The sequence below is a fragment of the Variovorax sp. V15 genome (assembly GCF_041154425.1).
Classification (GTDB): domain Bacteria; phylum Pseudomonadota; class Gammaproteobacteria; order Burkholderiales; family Burkholderiaceae_C; genus Variovorax; species Variovorax guangxiensis.
Genome location: NZ_AP028659.1, coordinates 2,152,744 through 2,168,166 on the forward strand (window position 1 = coordinate 2,152,744; position 15,423 = coordinate 2,168,166).

At 67.1% G+C, this 15,423-nt stretch carries 15 protein-coding genes; 6 read left to right on the forward strand and 9 right to left on the reverse strand.

The window, feature by feature from the left end:
- Window positions 1-103 precede the first annotated feature (103 nt).
- Window positions 104-1,006: a LysR family transcriptional regulator gene (locus tag ACAM57_RS10125; protein ID WP_126024911.1), complete on the reverse strand. Its 903-nt coding sequence runs from the start codon at window positions 1,004-1,006 to the stop codon at window positions 104-106.
- A 113-nt stretch (window positions 1,007-1,119) separates the two neighbouring features.
- Between ACAM57_RS10125 and ACAM57_RS10130 the strand changes: the two genes are divergently transcribed.
- The 3 genes from ACAM57_RS10130 to ACAM57_RS10140 are packed head-to-tail and all read left to right on the forward strand — an operon-like array spanning window position 1,120 to window position 4,304.
- Window positions 1,120-2,067: a hydroxymethylglutaryl-CoA lyase gene (locus ACAM57_RS10130; protein WP_369661558.1), complete on the forward strand. Its 948-nt coding sequence runs from the start codon at window positions 1,120-1,122 to the stop codon at window positions 2,065-2,067.
- Complete coding sequence (locus ACAM57_RS10135) at window positions 2,064-3,272, forward strand: CaiB/BaiF CoA transferase family protein (protein WP_369661559.1); 1,209 nt, start codon at window positions 2,064-2,066, stop codon at window positions 3,270-3,272. Before ACAM57_RS10130 ends, ACAM57_RS10135 begins: the two co-directional genes overlap by 4 nt.
- A 42-nt stretch (window positions 3,273-3,314) precedes the next feature.
- Window positions 3,315-4,304, forward strand: coding sequence for a tripartite tricarboxylate transporter substrate binding protein (locus tag ACAM57_RS10140; protein WP_369661560.1), 990 nt, complete (start codon window positions 3,315-3,317; stop codon window positions 4,302-4,304).
- 19 nt (window positions 4,305-4,323) lie between these two features.
- Here ACAM57_RS10140 and sugE read toward each other — a convergent pair whose 3' ends face one another.
- From sugE to rpoD, 4 genes are all read right to left on the reverse strand, one after another.
- Window positions 4,324-4,644 carry a quaternary ammonium compound efflux SMR transporter SugE gene (gene sugE, locus ACAM57_RS10145; RefSeq protein ID WP_126024915.1) on the reverse strand — a complete coding sequence of 107 codons (321 nt, stop codon included), beginning with the start codon at window positions 4,642-4,644 and terminating at the stop codon, window positions 4,324-4,326.
- A gap of 18 nt (window positions 4,645-4,662) precedes the next feature.
- A complete protein-coding gene (locus ACAM57_RS10150) occupies window positions 4,663-5,799 on the reverse strand; it encodes an HPP family protein (protein WP_369661561.1) in 1,137 nt (378 codons plus the stop codon).
- Window positions 5,800-5,803: 4 nt separating this feature from the next.
- Window positions 5,804-7,039: a multidrug effflux MFS transporter gene (locus ACAM57_RS10155; RefSeq protein WP_126024917.1), complete on the reverse strand. Its 1,236-nt coding sequence runs from the start codon at window positions 7,037-7,039 to the stop codon at window positions 5,804-5,806.
- Between the two features lie 101 nt (window positions 7,040-7,140).
- Window positions 7,141-9,324, reverse strand: a complete 2,184-nt coding sequence (gene rpoD / locus ACAM57_RS10160; protein ID WP_311737057.1) for an RNA polymerase sigma factor RpoD — start codon at window positions 9,322-9,324, stop codon at window positions 7,141-7,143.
- Between rpoD and ACAM57_RS10165 the strand changes: the two genes are divergently transcribed.
- On the forward strand, window positions 9,317-9,757 hold the full coding sequence (locus ACAM57_RS10165; RefSeq protein WP_240650804.1) for a hypothetical protein: 441 nt from the start codon (window positions 9,317-9,319) through the stop codon (window positions 9,755-9,757). The genes rpoD and ACAM57_RS10165 overlap by 8 nt on opposite strands.
- Before the next feature lie 15 nt (window positions 9,758-9,772).
- Here ACAM57_RS10165 and dnaG read toward each other — a convergent pair whose 3' ends face one another.
- On the reverse strand, window positions 9,773-11,812 hold the full coding sequence (gene dnaG / locus ACAM57_RS10170) for a DNA primase (protein ID WP_369661562.1): 2,040 nt from the start codon (window positions 11,810-11,812) through the stop codon (window positions 9,773-9,775).
- Between the two features lie 81 nt (window positions 11,813-11,893).
- Between dnaG and ACAM57_RS10175 the strand changes: the two genes are divergently transcribed.
- Window positions 11,894-12,844 (forward strand): YihY/virulence factor BrkB family protein, encoded by a 951-nt coding sequence (locus tag ACAM57_RS10175; protein ID WP_369661563.1) that lies wholly within the window; start codon window positions 11,894-11,896, stop codon window positions 12,842-12,844.
- On the opposite strand, the gene ACAM57_RS10180 is transcribed toward ACAM57_RS10175, so the two are convergent.
- Together ACAM57_RS10180 and ACAM57_RS10185 are read right to left on the reverse strand one after the other, a co-directional pair.
- Window positions 12,792-13,550: a 3-hydroxyacyl-CoA dehydrogenase gene (locus ACAM57_RS10180; RefSeq protein WP_369661564.1), complete on the reverse strand. Its 759-nt coding sequence runs from the start codon at window positions 13,548-13,550 to the stop codon at window positions 12,792-12,794. The genes ACAM57_RS10175 and ACAM57_RS10180 overlap by 53 nt on opposite strands.
- Before the next feature lie 136 nt (window positions 13,551-13,686).
- Complete coding sequence (locus ACAM57_RS10185) at window positions 13,687-14,238, reverse strand: phasin family protein (protein ID WP_019655862.1); 552 nt, start codon at window positions 14,236-14,238, stop codon at window positions 13,687-13,689.
- Window positions 14,239-14,480: 242 nt separating this feature from the next.
- On the opposite strand from ACAM57_RS10185, the gene ACAM57_RS10190 reads away from it, so the two are divergent.
- Window positions 14,481-14,936, forward strand: coding sequence for a thioesterase family protein (locus ACAM57_RS10190; protein ID WP_126024922.1), 456 nt, complete (start codon window positions 14,481-14,483; stop codon window positions 14,934-14,936).
- 64 nt (window positions 14,937-15,000) lie between these two features.
- Here ACAM57_RS10190 and ACAM57_RS10195 read toward each other — a convergent pair whose 3' ends face one another.
- Complete coding sequence (locus ACAM57_RS10195; protein WP_126024923.1) at window positions 15,001-15,408, reverse strand: hypothetical protein; 408 nt, start codon at window positions 15,406-15,408, stop codon at window positions 15,001-15,003.
- Between the last annotated feature and the right edge of the window lie 15 nt (window positions 15,409-15,423).

Sequence of the window (15,423 nt, forward strand, 5' to 3'; positions counted from 1 at the left end):
GTGTGTGGATGGGTGACAGCGCTGAATGCCTCGAATATTAGGTTGCGCGAATCGAAACAAAAACCCGACGATCCACAACGAATAGTTTCCTAATTCGGTCGAATCAGTCCGTGGCACGGCGTTCCAGATGCGCCACCAGCAACTGCGCCGAGGGCGACAGTTCCGTGTCGCCCCGGAAGCAGATCGCGAAGCGCCGCCGCGCCCAGGCGTCCGTCAACGGCATCAGCCGCAGCCCGAAGGCTTCGGCGAAGGGCCGCGCCACTTCGGCCGGCACCACGCTGATCGCCAGCCCCGCGCGCACCACGCGCAGCGCCGCATCGAAGTTGGACACCAGCACCCGGTACACCAGCGGCTTGCCCGCCACCGCCGCCTCGCGCGCCAGCATCAATTGCACGGCGCTCAGCGCCGGCATGCCGACGAATTCATGGTCGAGCACCTGCTCGAAGCGCACGCTCTCGCGCTGCGCAACCGGGTGGGAGGGATGCGCCACGATGGCGAGGTGGTCGCAGCGGTAGTCGCGACGCTCCAGGCCCTCGAGGTCGGCCGCGTCCCAGCACAGGCCGATGGAGGCGCTGCCCTCGCGGATACCGCGCACGATCTCGGGGCTCACGCGCTCTTCCATGTCCACGCGGATGTTGCGGTGCGCCGGGTCCTGCAGGAAGTCGGCCACGTCCTCGGCCAGCGACTCGGCCATGACCGATGCCGAGGCGAGGATGCGCACGTGCCCGCGCACGCCGCCCGCATACGCCGCCATGTCGCGCTCGATGCGGTTCACGCTGCCGAGCATCGCGCGGGCGTGCTCCAGCAGCGTCTCCCCGGCAGGCGTGGGCACCACGCCCCGGCGCTTGCGCAGCAGCAGCGGCGTGCCGACGGTTTCCTCCAGCTGGGCCAGCCGCTTGCTGATGGCCGAGCCGACGATGGCGGCCTGTTCGCCGGCGCGCGCAATGCTGCGCGTTTCGCAGACGGCCACGAAGAGCCGCAGGGTGGTCAGGTCGAGGTCTCTCATGATGTTCCATTCTGGAATCGGATGGCTTCCAAAATATACCTTCTGGATCGAACTGGAACTCCTACCATCGGTGCCCTAGCCTGGATCACCCAGCATCACCACGGAGACAAGACTTGATTCACGCCTTCCTGCCGCCGCGCGCGGTCGTCCGCGAAGTGGGCCTGCGCGACGGCCTCCAGAGCATCGCGCGAGTGCTTTCCACCGAAAACAAGCTCGAATGGATCCGCGACGCGCACGCCGCCGGCCAGCGCGAGATCGAGGTCGGCTCCTTCGCGCCGGCGCGCCTGCTGCCGCAACTGGCCGACACGGCCGAGCTGCTGGCCTACGCGAAGACGCTGCCGGGGCTCTTCGCCTCGGTGCTGGTGCCCAACCTCAAGGGCGCCGAGCGGGCCATCGAGGGCGGCGCCGACCTGATGGTGGTGCCGCTGTCGGCCAGCCACGCGCACAGCCTCGCCAACCTGCGCAAGACGCCCGACGAGGTGGTCGCCGAGGTCGGCCGCATCCGCGCGGCGCGCGACGCCGCGGGCTCGAAGACGCTGATCGACGGCGGCGTGGGCACGGCCTTCGGCTGCACGCTGCAGGGCCACGTCGATCCCGAAGAGGTGCTGCGGCTGATGCAGGCGCTGCTCGACGCCGGCGCCGACCGCGTGAGCCTCGCCGACACCGTGGGCTATGCCGATCCGGCGATGGTGCGCAGCCTGTTCGAGCGCGCCCTGCGCATCGCGGGCGACCGGCTGTGGTGCGGCCACTTCCACGACACGCGCGGCATGGGGCTCGCGAACGCCTATGCGGCGCTCGAAGTCGGCATCACCCGCTTCGACGCCTGCCTCGCCGGCATCGGCGGCTGCCCGCATGCGCCCGGCGCCAGCGGCAACGTCGACACCGAAGACCTGGTCTTCATGCTCGAGAGCATGGGCGTCGCCACCGGCGTCGACCTGCCGAAGCTGCTCGACCTGCGCAGGCGCGTGGCCGGCTGGCTCGAAGGCGAGACGCTGCAGGGCACGGTGTGGCGCGCGGGTTTCCCGAAGACTTTCACGGCCACGGAAGGCGTTGCGGCATGAGCACGAGCGATACGCAAGCCAAACGCCTGCCGCTCGCGGGCATCCGCGTGGTCGAGTTCACGCACATGGTGATGGGGCCGACCTGCGGCATGGTGCTGGCCGACCTGGGCGCGGAAGTCATCAAGGTCGAGCCCATCGAGGGCGACCGCACGCGGCACCTGCTGGGTGCGGGCGCGGGCTTCTTCCCGATGTTCAACCGCAACAAGAAGAGCATCGCGCTCGACCTGCGCAATCCGCAGGGGCTCGAGGCCGCGCTGCGGCTGTGCGTGAGCGCCGACGTGGTCGTGCAGAACTTCAAGCCCGGCACCATGGACAAGTACGGCCTGGGCTACGCCGCGCTGAGCAAACTCAATCCGCGCCTCGTGTACGTGGACCACGCGGGTTTCCTGCCCGGCCCCTACGAGCACCGCACCGCGCTCGACGAGGTGGTTCAGATGATGGGCGGCCTCGCCTACATGACGGGCCGCCCCGGCGATCCGCTGCGCGCGGGCACCAGCGTGAACGACATCATGGGCGGCATGTTCGGCGCCATCGGCGCGATCGCCGCTCTGATGCAGCGCATGCAGACCGGCAAGGGGCAGGAGGTGAAATCGGCGCTGTTCGAGAACAACGTGTTCCTCGTCGGCCAGCACATGCTGCAGTACGCCATCACCGGCCAGGCGGCCGCGCCGATGCCCGAGCGCATCTCGGCCTGGGCGCTGTACGACGTGTTCACCGTGAAGGACGGCGAGCAGATCTTCCTGGCGGCGGTGAGCGACGCGCAGTGGAAGACCTTCTGCGATGCACTCGGCTTCGACGACCTGAAGGCCGACCCCGCGCTGGCCACCAACAACGACCGCGTGCGCATGCGCCCCACGCTGCTGGCCGACCTGCGCCAGCGCCTCGCGCAGCGTTCGGCGGCGGAGCTGTCGGCGATCTTCGAGGCGAAGGGCCTGCCTTTCGCGCCGATCACGCGGCCCGAGGACCTCTACGCCGATCCGCACCTGAAGGCCACGGGCGGCCTTGCCGACATCCGCCTGCCCGACGGCGAGCGCGCCGGAGAGATGGCGCAGACCACGCTGTTCCCGATCACGCTGGGTGGCGAGCGCCTGGGCGTGCGGCTGCATCCGCCGACCCTGGGCGAGCACACCCGCGAACTGCTGGCCGAACTTGGCTATGCACGCGAGCAGGTCGACGCGATGCATGCGGAGTCGGCGGTGGCCTGAGCAAGGCGCCTTTCCAGAAACATAAAGAAGAGAGACAAGACCATGACGAAAACGCTTCCCCTGAAGATGAACCGCCGCGCGGTGCTCGGCCTCGGCGCCAGCGCAGCCGCGCTGGCCGCATGCCCCGCGTTCGCGCAGGGTTCGGACAAGCCCATCCGCCTGATCCTGCCGATCAGCGCGGGCTCGGGCGTCGACACCATCGCGCGCGCCGCCGCGCCCGCGCTGGGCAAGGCCTTCGGCCAGCCGGTGGTGATCGACAACCTGCCGGGCGCGGGCGGCATCACCGGCGCGGCGGCCATCGTCAAGGCGGCGCCGGACGGGCTCACGCTGGGCATGGTGTCGAACAACCACGTCATCAACCCGGCGGTTTTCAGGAAGATGCCTTTCGACGCGATCAACGACATCACGCCGATCAGCGTGGTGGGCGCGACGCCCCTGGTGCTGCTGGCCAACCCGAAGCTGCCGGCGAAGAACGTGCCCGAGCTGGTCGCGCTGCTGCGCGCGAAGCCGGGCGCCTACAACTACGCCTCGTCGGGCAACGGCACCATCATCCATCTGGCGGGCGAGATGTTCATGGACGAGGCCGGCGTGAAGGCGCGGCACATCCCGTACAAGGGCACCGGGCCGATGATGACGGACATGATCGGCGGCCAGGTCGAGTTGGGCGTGGTGGCGCTGCCGGCGGTGCAGTCGCACATCAAGAGCGGCGCGCTGCGCGCCATCGGCCTGTGCGGCGCGCAGCGCTCGCCGGCCGCGCCGGACATTCCGACCATCGCCGAGCAGGGGCTGCCGAACTACGCGGTCGAGGGCTGGTTCGCGCTGATCGGGCCGGCGAAGATGCAGCCGGCGGACGTCGCCCGCATCCATGCCGCCGTGGTCGCGGCTTTTTCCAGTGCCGAGGTGCGCGAGGCGATGGACAAGCAGGGCAATGTCGTCAGGCCCACCACGCCCGAGCAGGCTGCCGGCTATTTCCGCAGCGAGGCGGCCCGCTACGCGGCGCTGGTGAAGAAGGCGAACGTGACGGTCGAGTAGGCGGGAAGGGAAGAAGAACTCAACCCTGGCTCGTGAACTTGAGCCCGATGATGCCGGCCACGATCAGCGCGACACACACGAGCCGCGCTGCGTTGGCAGGCTCGCCGAACAGCACGATGCCCAGGGCCACGGTGCCCACCGCGCCGATGCCGGTCCACACCGCGTAGGCCGTGCCCACGGGCAGCGAGCGCATCGCCCAGCCCAGCAGCACCACGCTGAGCACCATCGAGATCGCGGTGCCCACCGAGGGCCAGAGCTTCGTGAACCCCTCGGTGTACTTGAGGCCGATGGCCCAGCCCGTTTCGAGCAGGCCCGCGATGAACAACACGATCCACGCCATGCGCGTGCTCCTTTCGCTTCAGTTGGGTTCGGGCCGCACGGCGCGGTAGAGGGCGCGCACGAAGTCCGACTGGGTGATCATGCCGGCCAGCCGCTTTTCGTCGTCGATGATGGGAATGTGGTGGTGGCCGCCCTCGGAGAACAGCGGCACCAGGTCGACCACGGGCCGGTCGGCGCTGGCCACGCGCACCTGGCGCGTCATGATCTGGCCCACCACTTCGGGCTTGCTCGACATCACGGTGCGGGTGGCGCGGATCAGGTCGCGCAGCTTGGCGGCGATGCCTTCGTGGTGCTGCAGGTCGAGCTGGCGGAAGAAGTCGGCCTGCGTGACGATGCCCACCACGCGGCGCGTGCGGTCGGTGACGGGCAGGGCCTTGATGCGGCGCTCGTGCATCAGCGCCCAGGCTTCCTGCAGCGGCGTGCCGAACTCCACCGAGATCGGCACGTTGGACATGATGTCCGCGCAGCTCAGCGTGCCCAGCCGGCGCTTGTACGACTCCAGCTCGGTCTCCCGGATCAGCGATTCGAGGTCGTCGCGGCTGATGTCCAGCACCTGGTTGTAGCGGGCGAGCACGGCGTCGATGTCGGCCTGGCTGAAGCGCGCATCGGAGCCCGGCGGGCGCGCGGCGACCTGCACGTGCGGATAGCGCCGCCCGGTCAGCGTGTTGTAGGCCACGCCGGCCAGCACCAGCAGCAGCGAGTTGGTGAAGAACGGAAAGAGGGCCGACGAGAAATGCGTGGTGTGGGTCAGCACCGCCAGCAGCGCTGCCGCGCCGCCGGGCGGGTGCAGGCAGCGCGCGCTGAACATCAGGCCGATGGCGCCCGCCACCGCGACGGCGGCGGCCAGCTCGGGTTGGGGAATCCAGTTGGCCGCCGCGATGCCGACCACCGCCGACAGCGTGTTGCCGCCGATCACCGACCAGGGCTGCGCGAGCGGACTCGCCGGCACCGCGAAAACCAGCACGGCGCTGGCGCCCAGCGGCGCGATCAGCCAGACCGAGGCGTGCAGCGGCCCGGCCAGCCAGTGCGACAGCAACGCGGCCACCAGCAGGCCGATGCCCGCGCCCAGGACGGCGCGCAGCCGCTCGCGCGCGTCGACGGTGGTGCGGCCCGGCAGCCAGGCGCGCGCGTGGGTGAGGAGGGCTGCGAAGCGCATGTGCTCAGCCTTCGTGCGCCACCTTGCGCCCGATGTCCGGCCAGCGGCCGTGCAGCCACACCCAGGCGACCAGCCCGATGGCGAGCATGCCCATGGAGGTCAGCGCCAGCGCGAGCGTGGAGTGCATCACCAGCGGCGCCACCGCGCCGGCCACGATGCCGTTGGCGGTGGAGCCGATCACCGCCTGCAGCGACGAGGCCATGCCGCGGCGCTCGGGGTGCAGGTCGAGCACCAGCAGCGTGACCACCGGCACCATCAGCGCCCAGCCGAAGGCGAACACCGCCAGCGGCCAAAGCGCCCAGGCCACGTGTGCGTGGAAGAAGGTGTTGGCCACCACGTTGACCACAGAGGTGGCCAGCATGATCACGAAGCCGTCGCGGATCTGCCGCTTGGGCGCCACCTTGCCGGCCATGCGCCCGCTGGCGCGCGCGCCGAGCATGATGCCGCCGATGGTCAGCAGGAAGAACCAGAAGAACTGCTGCGGCTGCAGCGCGAGGTGGTCGCCCAGGAAGGCGGGCGCGGCCAGCACGTAGAGGAACATGCCATTGAAGGGCACGCCGCTGGCGAAGGCCAGCAGCAGAAAGCGCGGGTCGGAGCACAGGCTCCAGTAGCCGCGCATCAGGTGGCGCACCTGGAAGGGCTGGCGGTGGTCCTTGTGCAGCGTCTCCGGCAGCAGCTTGTAGTTGGCCGCGAACAGCGCCACGCCCACCGCCACCAGGAACCAGAACACCGCGTGCCAGCCCGCGTGCACGAAGAGGAAGCCGCCCACGATGGGCGCGATGGCCGGCGCCACGCCGAAGTAGATCGTGACCTGGCTCATCACCCGCTGTGCCTCGGCCGGCGGGAACATGTCGCGGATCACCGCGCGCGAGACCACGATGCCGGCGCCGGTCGACAGGCCCTGCAGCCCCCGGAACAGCACCAGCTGCGTGATGTTCTGCGAGAGCGCGCAGCCCAGCGAGGCCAGCGTGAACACCGCCAGCCCCCACAGCACGACGGGGCGGCGGCCGAAGCTGTCGGACAGCGCGCCGTGGAACAGGTTCATGAACGCGAAGCCGAAAAGGTAGGCCGACAGCGTCTGCTGCATCTCGGCCGGCGTCGCGCCGATGGACTGCGCGATGCCCGAGAAGGCCGGGATGTAGGTGTCGATGGAGAAGGGCCCGAGCATGCCCAGCACGGCGAGCAGCACGGCAAGCGCCCAGCGCGGGGCCTGCCAGAGTTTGTCTGCATCGGGATTCATGGTGAGGTTTGCTCCATTCTTCTTATTGCGTGTATTGCGAGGACCAAAAAGAAAGCGCCCTTGCGGGCGCCTCCTCGTCGGGGAAATACCGGGAGACCGGATCAGAGCGTATCAATAAAGCTGCGCAGCTTGTCCGAACGCGACGGATGCTTGAGCTTGCGCAGGGCCTTCGCTTCGATCTGGCGGATGCGCTCGCGGGTCACGTCGAACTGCTTGCCGACTTCTTCCAGCGTGTGGTCCGTGCTCATCTCGATGCCGAAGCGCATGCGCAGCACCTTGGCTTCGCGCGGCGTGAGGCTGTCGAGGATGTCCTTGACCACGTCGCGCAGGCCGGCCTGCATCGCGGCCTCGATGGGGGCCGTGTTGCTGCTGTCCTCGATGAAGTCGCCCAGGTGCGAATCGTCGTCGTCGCCGATGGGGGTTTCCATCGAGATCGGCTCCTTCGCGATCTTCATGATCTTGCGGATCTTGTCTTCCGGGATCTCCATCTTGGCGGCCAGGATGCCGGCGTCGGGCTCGAAGCCGAACTCCTGCAGATGCTGGCGCGAGATGCGGTTCATCTTGTTGATCGTCTCGATCATGTGCACCGGGATGCGGATGGTGCGCGCCTGGTCGGCGATCGAGCGGGTGATGGCCTGGCGGATCCACCACGTCGCGTAGGTCGAGAATTTGTAGCCGCGACGGTATTCGAACTTGTCGACCGCCTTCATCAGGCCGATGTTGCCTTCCTGGATCAGGTCGAGGAACTGGAGGCCGCGGTTCGTGTACTTCTTGGCGATGGAGATCACGAGGCGCAGGTTGGCCTCGATCATTTCCTTCTTGGCGTCGCGCGAGGACGATTCGCCCTCGTTCATGCGCTTGTTGATGTCCTTGAGCTCCGACAGCGGCACCACCACGCGCGACTGGATGTCGGCAAGCTTCTGCTGCAGTTCCTGCACCGGCGGAATGTTGCGCGCGAGCACCGAGCTCCAGGGCTTGCCTGCGGCGGCCTGCTTCTCGACCCACTTCAGGTTCAGCAGGTTGGAGGCGATGCGGTTGCCGTTCTTGTCGTAGCCGCTGAAGTCGCGGATGAACTCGTCCTGCGGGAAGCCGCACTTGTCCACGATGATGCGGCGCAGCTCGCGTTCCTTCTTGCGCACGTCGTCCACCTGCGTGCGCACCAGGTCGCACAGCTTCTCGATGGTGCGCGCGGTGAAGCGGATGGTCATCAGCTCGTCGGACACGGCCTGCTGGGCCTTGGCGTACGCCGGCGTGCCGTAGCCTTCCTTCTCGTAGATCTTGTGGATCTTCTCGAACAGTTCGGCGATGCGGTCGAAGCGCGAGAGGGCCTCGTTCTTGAGCTCTTCCAGCTTCTTGGTGAGCGCCTTGGAGCCGCCCTTGCCGTCGTCGTCGTCTTCCTCGTCGAATTCGTCGAAGTCTTCCTCGGCAACGTAGTCGTCGGCCTCGTTGGGGTTGGAGAAGCCGTCGACGATGGTCGAGATGACGACCTTGCCTTCACGGATCTCGCCGGCCAGGCGCAGGATCTCGGCGATGGTGGCGGGGGAGGCCGAGATGGCCTCCATCATGGCCATCAGGCCGCCTTCGATGCGCTTGGCGATCTCGATTTCGCCTTCGCGCGTCAGCAGCTCGACCGTGCCCATCTCGCGCATGTACATGCGCACCGGGTCGGTGGTGCGGCCGAATTCGCTGTCCACCGTGGAGAGCGCGGCTTCGGCTTCTTCCTCGGCTTCTTCCACCGTGGTGGCAGTGGGCGCGGTGTTGTTCAGCAGCAGGGTCTCGGCATCGGGCGTCTGCTCGTACACCGCCACGCCCATGTCGTTGAGCATGGTGACCACGACTTCCATGGTCTCGGCGTCGACCAGCTTGTCGGGCAGGTGGTCGGAGATCTCGCCGTGCGTGAGGTAGCCGCGGGTCTTGCCCAGCGTGATCAGGGTCTTCAGGCGCGAGCGGCGCTTGGCCAGGTCTTCTTCGGAGAGCACGGTCTCGTCGAGTCCGAACTCCTTCATCAAGGCGCGTTCCTTCGCCTTGCTGATCTTCATGCGAAGCGGCTTGACCTTCTCTTCGGTCGCCGCAGCCGCGGGCTCGTCACCCGCCAGGTCGTCCTCGATGTCCGACAGGTCGATGTCGCTCTCGGGGGCTTCCTTGTCGGCCTTGGGCTTGCGGCCGCGCTTGGCGCCGGTGGTGGCCGACGCGGTTCCGGCAGCCTTGGGCGGGCGGCCGACCTTCTTGGCGGCCGGGGCGGCGGCCTTCTTGGGATCTTCGAGGGAGGTCGATTTCGTGGGCACGGTTTTCACTTTCGTAGCGGCGGCCGATTTGGATGCGGCGGCGGCCGTCTTGGTTGCCGGTTTCGCACCGGCTTTCAACGGTTTTTCTGCTGCGGGCTTGGTGGCGACGCTTTTTGCAAGTGAAGGAGCAGGCTTCTTTGAACTGGGCATACGACCTCGTTACGGCAAGAAAAGACAAGCGGAATCACAGGCGCACCGTCATGCGGACGGCGCCACCAAGCCCGTGCACAGGCACGGACTGGAAACAAATGGGAAAGAGGAAGTGATTCCTCAACAGGCAAGATGTCGGGCGAACATTTGGTGTGCAGTCCTTGCGGTTATTGACCCTTTCCGCCGGAATCTACCGTTGGAGTGCATTGCGCTAGGGGTCGGCCCGGAGGTGCTGCTGTCGCTCTTGCCTATATTTCGCCAATTGCGAAGCCCTACATTATAGCGTGTTGCGCAAATTTCAAGCAGTTTCTGAGCCCGAGGAGCGCAATCTGGCGCGCAATTCGAGCCGCCTTGCCTGAATTGCCCTGAAACGGTTCGGCGCGTCCGGGTCTTTCCCGAAAGCCGCAATTGCCTCGTTTTCCTGCTTTTTCAAGAGTTCCTCGAGCATGAAGTCGAGCACGCTGGCAAGCTCCCGGGCGGCATCGGCCAGGTGTTGCGCTTCTTCTCCCTCGGGAACGGGCCCGGCTTCGGCGACGGACATCAGCCGCTCGGCCAGCGGCTCGAATTCGAGGCCGCGCAGGCCTTCGCGCAGGGCCGCCCAGGGCTGGACGCCGTGCTCGTGCAACTGGCTGTCGAGCCACGTGAAGAGGGCGCCGTGCTGGCCCGGCAGGTCGCACAGCATCACGTGGAGCTCGTGCGACAGCGCCTCCCACTGCGCCATGTTCGACAGCAGCAGCCGAACCGCCACGTCCGGCCGGCTGGGCGGCGTGCCGCGGCCGCGCAGGGGCTCGATCGGCTCCTCGAACTTGCCGCCCCAGCGCTTGCCGCCCTTGCCCGTGAACTTGCGCTGCTGGAACTTGGGTTTGCTATCGTTTTCGTAGCGTGCAGGTTCGTAGTCCTGTGGCGGCGGCATGTCGGGGTAGTAGTCGTCCGCGCCACCGTCGCCGTAGTTCGGAGGCTCGTCGTGGCGACGCTGCTGCTGCTGCTGCGCGGGCCCGCCGCCGGCCTTGCGCGGACCGGGTGTGGAGGCCCACAGCTCCGACAGCGCCGGCGCGTCCAGTTGCACCAGCGTCGCGATTTCGCTCAGCAACTGCCGCTTGAGCGCCCCGTCGGGCATGGCGCTCCAGAGCGGGCGCACGTTGCTCGTCATGTGGGCGCGGCCCTCGGCGGTGGTCAGGTCGCAGCCTTCGCGGGCGGCCTCGATCATGAAGCGCGACAGCGGCGTGGCCTCGTTGACGAAGCGGGCGAAGGCCTCGGCGCCGTGCTCGCGGATGAAGCTGTCGGGGTCGTGCTCCGCCGGCAGGAACAGGAACTTGATGCTGCGTACGTCGGTGGCATAGGGCAGGGCGCCGTCGAGCGCCTTGCGCGCGGCGCGGCGGCCGGCGGCGTCGCCGTCGAAGCTGAACACCACCGACTCGGTGAAGCGGAAGAGCTTCTGCACGTGGTCGGTCGTGCAGGCCGTGCCCAGCGTGGCCACCGCGTTCGGAAAGCCGAGCTGCGCCAGCGCGACCACGTCCATGTAGCCCTCGGTGACCAGCGCGTAGCCCTTGTCGCGGAAGGCCGCGCGGGCCTCGTAGAGGCCGTAGAGCTCGCGGCCCTTGCTGAACACCGGCGTCTCGGGCGAGTTCAGGTACTTGGGCTTCTCGTCGCCCAGCACGCGGCCGCCGAAGCCGATGCATTCGCCCTTCACGTTGCGGATCGGGAACATCACGCGGTCGCGGAAGCGGTCGTAGCGCTTGGCTTCCTCCTCGCTGAGCTTGCCTTCCTCGTTGTTGACGATCACCAGGCCGCTCTCGGCGAGCAGCGGATCGTCGTAGTCGGGAAACACGCTGGCCAGCGCGCGCCAGCCGGCCGGCGCATAGCCGATGCCGAACTGCCTGGCGATCTCGCCCGAAACGCCCCGGCCCTTCAGGTACTCGATGGCGCCAGGAGCCTGGCGCAGGTGCTTGCGGTAGGCGTCGCCGGCCTTCTCGAGCACATCGGTCAGCGTGGCCTGCTTCTGGCGCTGGCTGGCGGCGCGGGCGCGTTCTGCGGGGGAGACGTCGTCCTCGGGCACCTGCAGGCCGTACTGGCCGGCCAGGTCGTGGACCGCCTCGACGAAGCCCATGCCCCCATGTTCGATCAGGAAGCCGATGGCGTTGCCGTGCGCTCCGCAGCCGAAGCAGTGATAGAACTGCTTGGTCGGGCTGACGGAGAAGGAGGGCGATTTCTCGCCGTGGAACGGGCACAGGCCCATGAAATTGGCGCCGGCCTTCTTGAGCTGCACATAGCGGCCGACGACCTCGACCACATCGGCGCGCGCGATGAGTTCCTGGATGAATGAAGCGGGGATGGTCATGTAGGCGAAGAGCGGCAAATCATACGCAAGCGGCCGAACGTTCACTGCCGGGCGGCATACTGAAAGCGACCGGATTCACGCATGACGACGCCCAAACCCCTGCAACACGTCGCGCCGCTGCTGCGCCACCCCCTGAGGTTCATCTGGGAAGCCCTCAAGGAATTCCGCGCCAACCAGGGCCTGCTGCTCGCCGGCGCCGTGGCGTACTACGCGCTGCTGTCCATCGTGCCGCTGCTGATCGTGAGCGTGATCGCGCTGTCGCACGTCATCGAGCAGGCCGAGCTGCTGCGCACCATCGGGCGGTACCTCGAATGGCTGCTGCCGGGGCAGTCGAAGGCCATCGTGGCGGAGCTTTCGAGCTTCCTGGACCATCGCGACGTGCTGGGGCCGGTGCTGCTGGTGACGATGATCTTCTTCAGCTCGCTGGCCTTCAGCGTGCTCGAAAGCGCGATGGCGGTGATCTTTCACCACCGCAAGGCGGATCACAAGCGCCATTTCCTGGTGTCGGTGGCCATGCCCTACGTCTACATCCTGTGCCTGTGCGTGGGGCTGCTGCTGGTCACGCTGGTGTCGGGGGCGCTGCAACTGGTGGGGCAGGAAAGCGTCGACCTGCTGGGGCGCAGCTGGTCGCTGTCGGGCGTATCGGGGCTGCTGCTTTACCTGCTGGGGCTGGGCGGCGAGATCTTCATGCTGACCTCGCTCTACCTCGTGATGCCGGCCGGGCGCATGTCGCTGCGCCATGCGCTGCTGGGCGGGGTGACGGCCGCGCTGCTGTGGGAGGCCACGCGGCGCGTGCTGATCTGGTATTTCTCGACGCTCTCGCAGGTGAACGTGGTCTACGGCTCGCTCACCACGGCCATCGTGGTGCTGCTGAGCCTGGAGATCGCCGCCACGCTGGTGCTGCTCGGGGCCCAGGTGATCGCGAACTACGAGCGCCTGGACCGCACCGGCACCACCAGGGTGCCGGAATCCGAAAGGCTCAGCGGGGAGCCAGTCGAATCGCTCCGTCCAGGCGGATCACCTCGCCGTTGAGCATGTCGTTCTCGATGATGTGCTTGGCCAGCTTGGCGTAGTCCTCGGGCGTGCCCAGGCGCGAAGGGAAGGGTACGCTGGCGGCCAGTGCGTCCTGCACTTCCTGCGGCATGCCGAAGAGCATGGGCGTGCCGAAGATGCCGGGCGCGATGGTCATGTTGCGGATGCCGCTGCGCGCGAGATCGCGGGCGATGGGCAGGGTCATGCCAACCACGCCGCCCTTGGAGGCGCTGTAGGCGGCCTGGCCGATCTGGCCGTCGTAGGCGGCTACGGAGGCGGTCGAAATCAGCACGCCGCGCTCGCCGGTGGATTCGGGCTCGTTCCTGCTCATGGCGTCGGACGCGAGCCGGATCATGTTGAAGCTGCCGATCAGGTTGACCGTGACGGTCTTGCTGAAGGTGGCCAGCGCGTGCGGGCCGTTCTTGCCCACGGTCTTCTCGGCCGGAGCGATGCCGGCGCAGTTGACGAGGCCGGCCAGCTTGCCCAGCTTGAGCGCCGCGGCGACTGCAGCCTGGCCGTCGGCCTCCTGGCTCACGTCGCACTTGACGAACACGCCGCCGATTTCCCTGGCAACGGCTTCGCCCTTTTCAACCTGCATATCGGCGATCACCACCTTGCCGCCATTGGCGGCCAGCATGCGCGCCGTGCCCTCGCCGAGGCCCGAAGCGCCACCGGTCACGATAAAAACCTTGCCGTCGATCTGCATAAGAAGTCTCCTGGGATAAGCCCGCCATTATCGAAGACGCTCGCAGGACGAAAAAAAGGGCCTCATCCGGAGATGAGGCCCCTGAATTGGATCCGTGAGGACCCAAGGAGACAACTGGTGGTGGTCGGTCGCTTGCTTAGCGCTTGCGCGAGGCGGTAGCGGTCTTGGCAGCGGCGACGGCCTGGCTCGACACGGCGTTGAAGTTGGCTTCGGCGACGTCCGAAGCTTGCTTGACGGCCTTCTGAACCGATTCGAAAGCGTTGTTGGCGGCGGCCACGGCGCTCTTCAGGACGGCAACGGCGGTTTCCGAACCGGCGGGAGCGTTCTTGGAAGCGCTGTCGACAAGGCCGACGAAGGCTTGCTGGGCTTCGGTGGCCTTGGCTTCGAAAGCCTTGGTGAACTCGGCGCCGGTGCCTTGGGCGATGTCGTACAGGTGACGGCTGTAGGCGGCGGTCTTCTCGGCCAGGGGCTGGAACAGGCTGGCTTGCAGCGTCAGCAGCTCTTGCGCGTCCTTCACGCTCAGGGCGGCCTGGGCGGTGTTCTGGGCTTCGGCCAGGGCGGCCTTCGAGGCGGTCACGTTCAGTTCGACGAGCTTCTCGACGCCTTCGAAAGCCTTGGTGGTCAGGCCGAACAGGGTTTCGAGGTTTGCTTTTTGAGCGGCGAGGATTTGGTCAGCGGTCAGGGCCATTTGGGATCTCCAGAAGGGATGATTGAGTGGTCGGTTCACGTTGCGCTGTCTCGCCGTCAATGTTGCGGTGCAGCATGGGCTCAAGTATAGGCAGCTGGTTTCTGCGATCAAGGGGTTTTTGCTGCCATGCAGCAATTTAGAAGCGGCCTTCTAAATTCGGCTGCGCAGCGGTTGCCGGCTGGCTGAGTACCGGTCACCAAGGTTGCCTTCCGCCGCAAAAGCCGCTGGCAGAATGCCGCGCGATGAGCGCACCGACCACCAGACCCACTCCCCATTCGCGCAACGGCTATCGCGCATTCCGCAGCATCCCGACGCGCTGGGCCGACAACGACATGTACGGCCACGTCAACAACGTCGTCTACTACAGCTGGTTCGATACGGCGGTGAACGCCCTGCTCATCGAGCGCGGCGCTCTCGACATCCACCATGGCCAGACCATCGGCTTCGTGGTGGAGACCCAGTGCAACTACTTCGCGCCGATCGCCTTCCCGCAGACGGTGGAGGCGGGCGTGCGGGTGGCGCAGGCGGGCCGCTCCAGCGTGCGCTACGAGATCGCCCTGTTCGCCGAGGGCTGCGACACCGCGGCGGCGCAGGGCCACTTCGTGCACGTCTACGTGGATCGCGCCACCCAGCGCCCGGTGCCGCTGCCCGAGGCCCTGCAGCAGGTGGTCGATTCGCTCAAGTCTCGAGACCCCTGAAGCCGTTTCCGCAAAGGAAAACGGCGCCCCGGGGCGCCGTTTTCACTGGGCTCGAGCGAAGACCTTACATCTTCTTCTTCATGGCGTTGATCTCGGCCTTGCCCTGGGCTTCGTCAGCCTTGGCCTGCTTCTCGCAAGCGGTCTTGGCTTCGCCCTTCTGGTCGTCGCACTTTTCCTTCGCGACTTCGTAGGCGGCCTTCACCTTTTCCTCGGCCACCTTGCGGGCGTGGCTGTCGCTGGGCTGGTATTGCTGCTCCAGTTCGGCCTTGGCAACGTCTTCCTTGCCCTTGGCTTCCTTCATGCAGACGTCCTTGGCGTTGTCCTTCATCGTGTCGCACTGGGTCTTGGCGACCTTGTAGTCGGCCTCGATCTTTTCCTTGGCGACCTTGTATTCGTCCTTGGTCATTGCGCTGGCCTGGGTGGCCACGAAGCAGGTGGATGCGAGGGCCAGCATGAGAAGGTGCTTTTTCATGGGGTGTTCTCCTTC

Excerpts from the sequence above, each read along its gene's own strand:
- dnaG (WP_369661562.1), bottom strand. The coding sequence starts at position 11,812 with ATGACCATCCCCGCTTCATTCATCCAGGAACTCATCGCGCGCGCCGAT.
- sugE (WP_126024915.1), bottom strand. The coding sequence starts at position 4,644 with ATGGCGTGGATCGTGTTGTTCATCGCGGGCCTGCTCGAAACGGGCTGG.
- ACAM57_RS10140 (WP_369661560.1), top strand. The coding sequence starts at position 3,315 with ATGACGAAAACGCTTCCCCTGAAGATGAACCGCCGCGCGGTGCTCGGC.
- ACAM57_RS10195 (WP_126024923.1), bottom strand. The coding sequence starts at position 15,408 with ATGAAAAAGCACCTTCTCATGCTGGCCCTCGCATCCACCTGCTTCGTG.
- ACAM57_RS10185 (WP_019655862.1), bottom strand. The coding sequence starts at position 14,238 with ATGGCCCTGACCGCTGACCAAATCCTCGCCGCTCAAAAAGCAAACCTC.
- ACAM57_RS10135 (WP_369661559.1), top strand. The coding sequence starts at position 2,064 with ATGAGCACGAGCGATACGCAAGCCAAACGCCTGCCGCTCGCGGGCATC.
- ACAM57_RS10155 (WP_126024917.1), bottom strand. The coding sequence starts at position 7,039 with ATGAATCCCGATGCAGACAAACTCTGGCAGGCCCCGCGCTGGGCGCTT.
- ACAM57_RS10150 (WP_369661561.1), bottom strand. The coding sequence starts at position 5,799 with ATGCGCTTCGCAGCCCTCCTCACCCACGCGCGCGCCTGGCTGCCGGGC.
- ACAM57_RS10125 (WP_126024911.1), bottom strand. The coding sequence starts at position 1,006 with ATGAGAGACCTCGACCTGACCACCCTGCGGCTCTTCGTGGCCGTCTGC.
- ACAM57_RS10190 (WP_126024922.1), top strand. The coding sequence starts at position 14,481 with ATGAGCGCACCGACCACCAGACCCACTCCCCATTCGCGCAACGGCTAT.
- ACAM57_RS10175 (WP_369661563.1), top strand. The coding sequence starts at position 11,894 with ATGACGACGCCCAAACCCCTGCAACACGTCGCGCCGCTGCTGCGCCAC.
- ACAM57_RS10180 (WP_369661564.1), bottom strand. The coding sequence starts at position 13,550 with ATGCAGATCGACGGCAAGGTTTTTATCGTGACCGGTGGCGCTTCGGGC.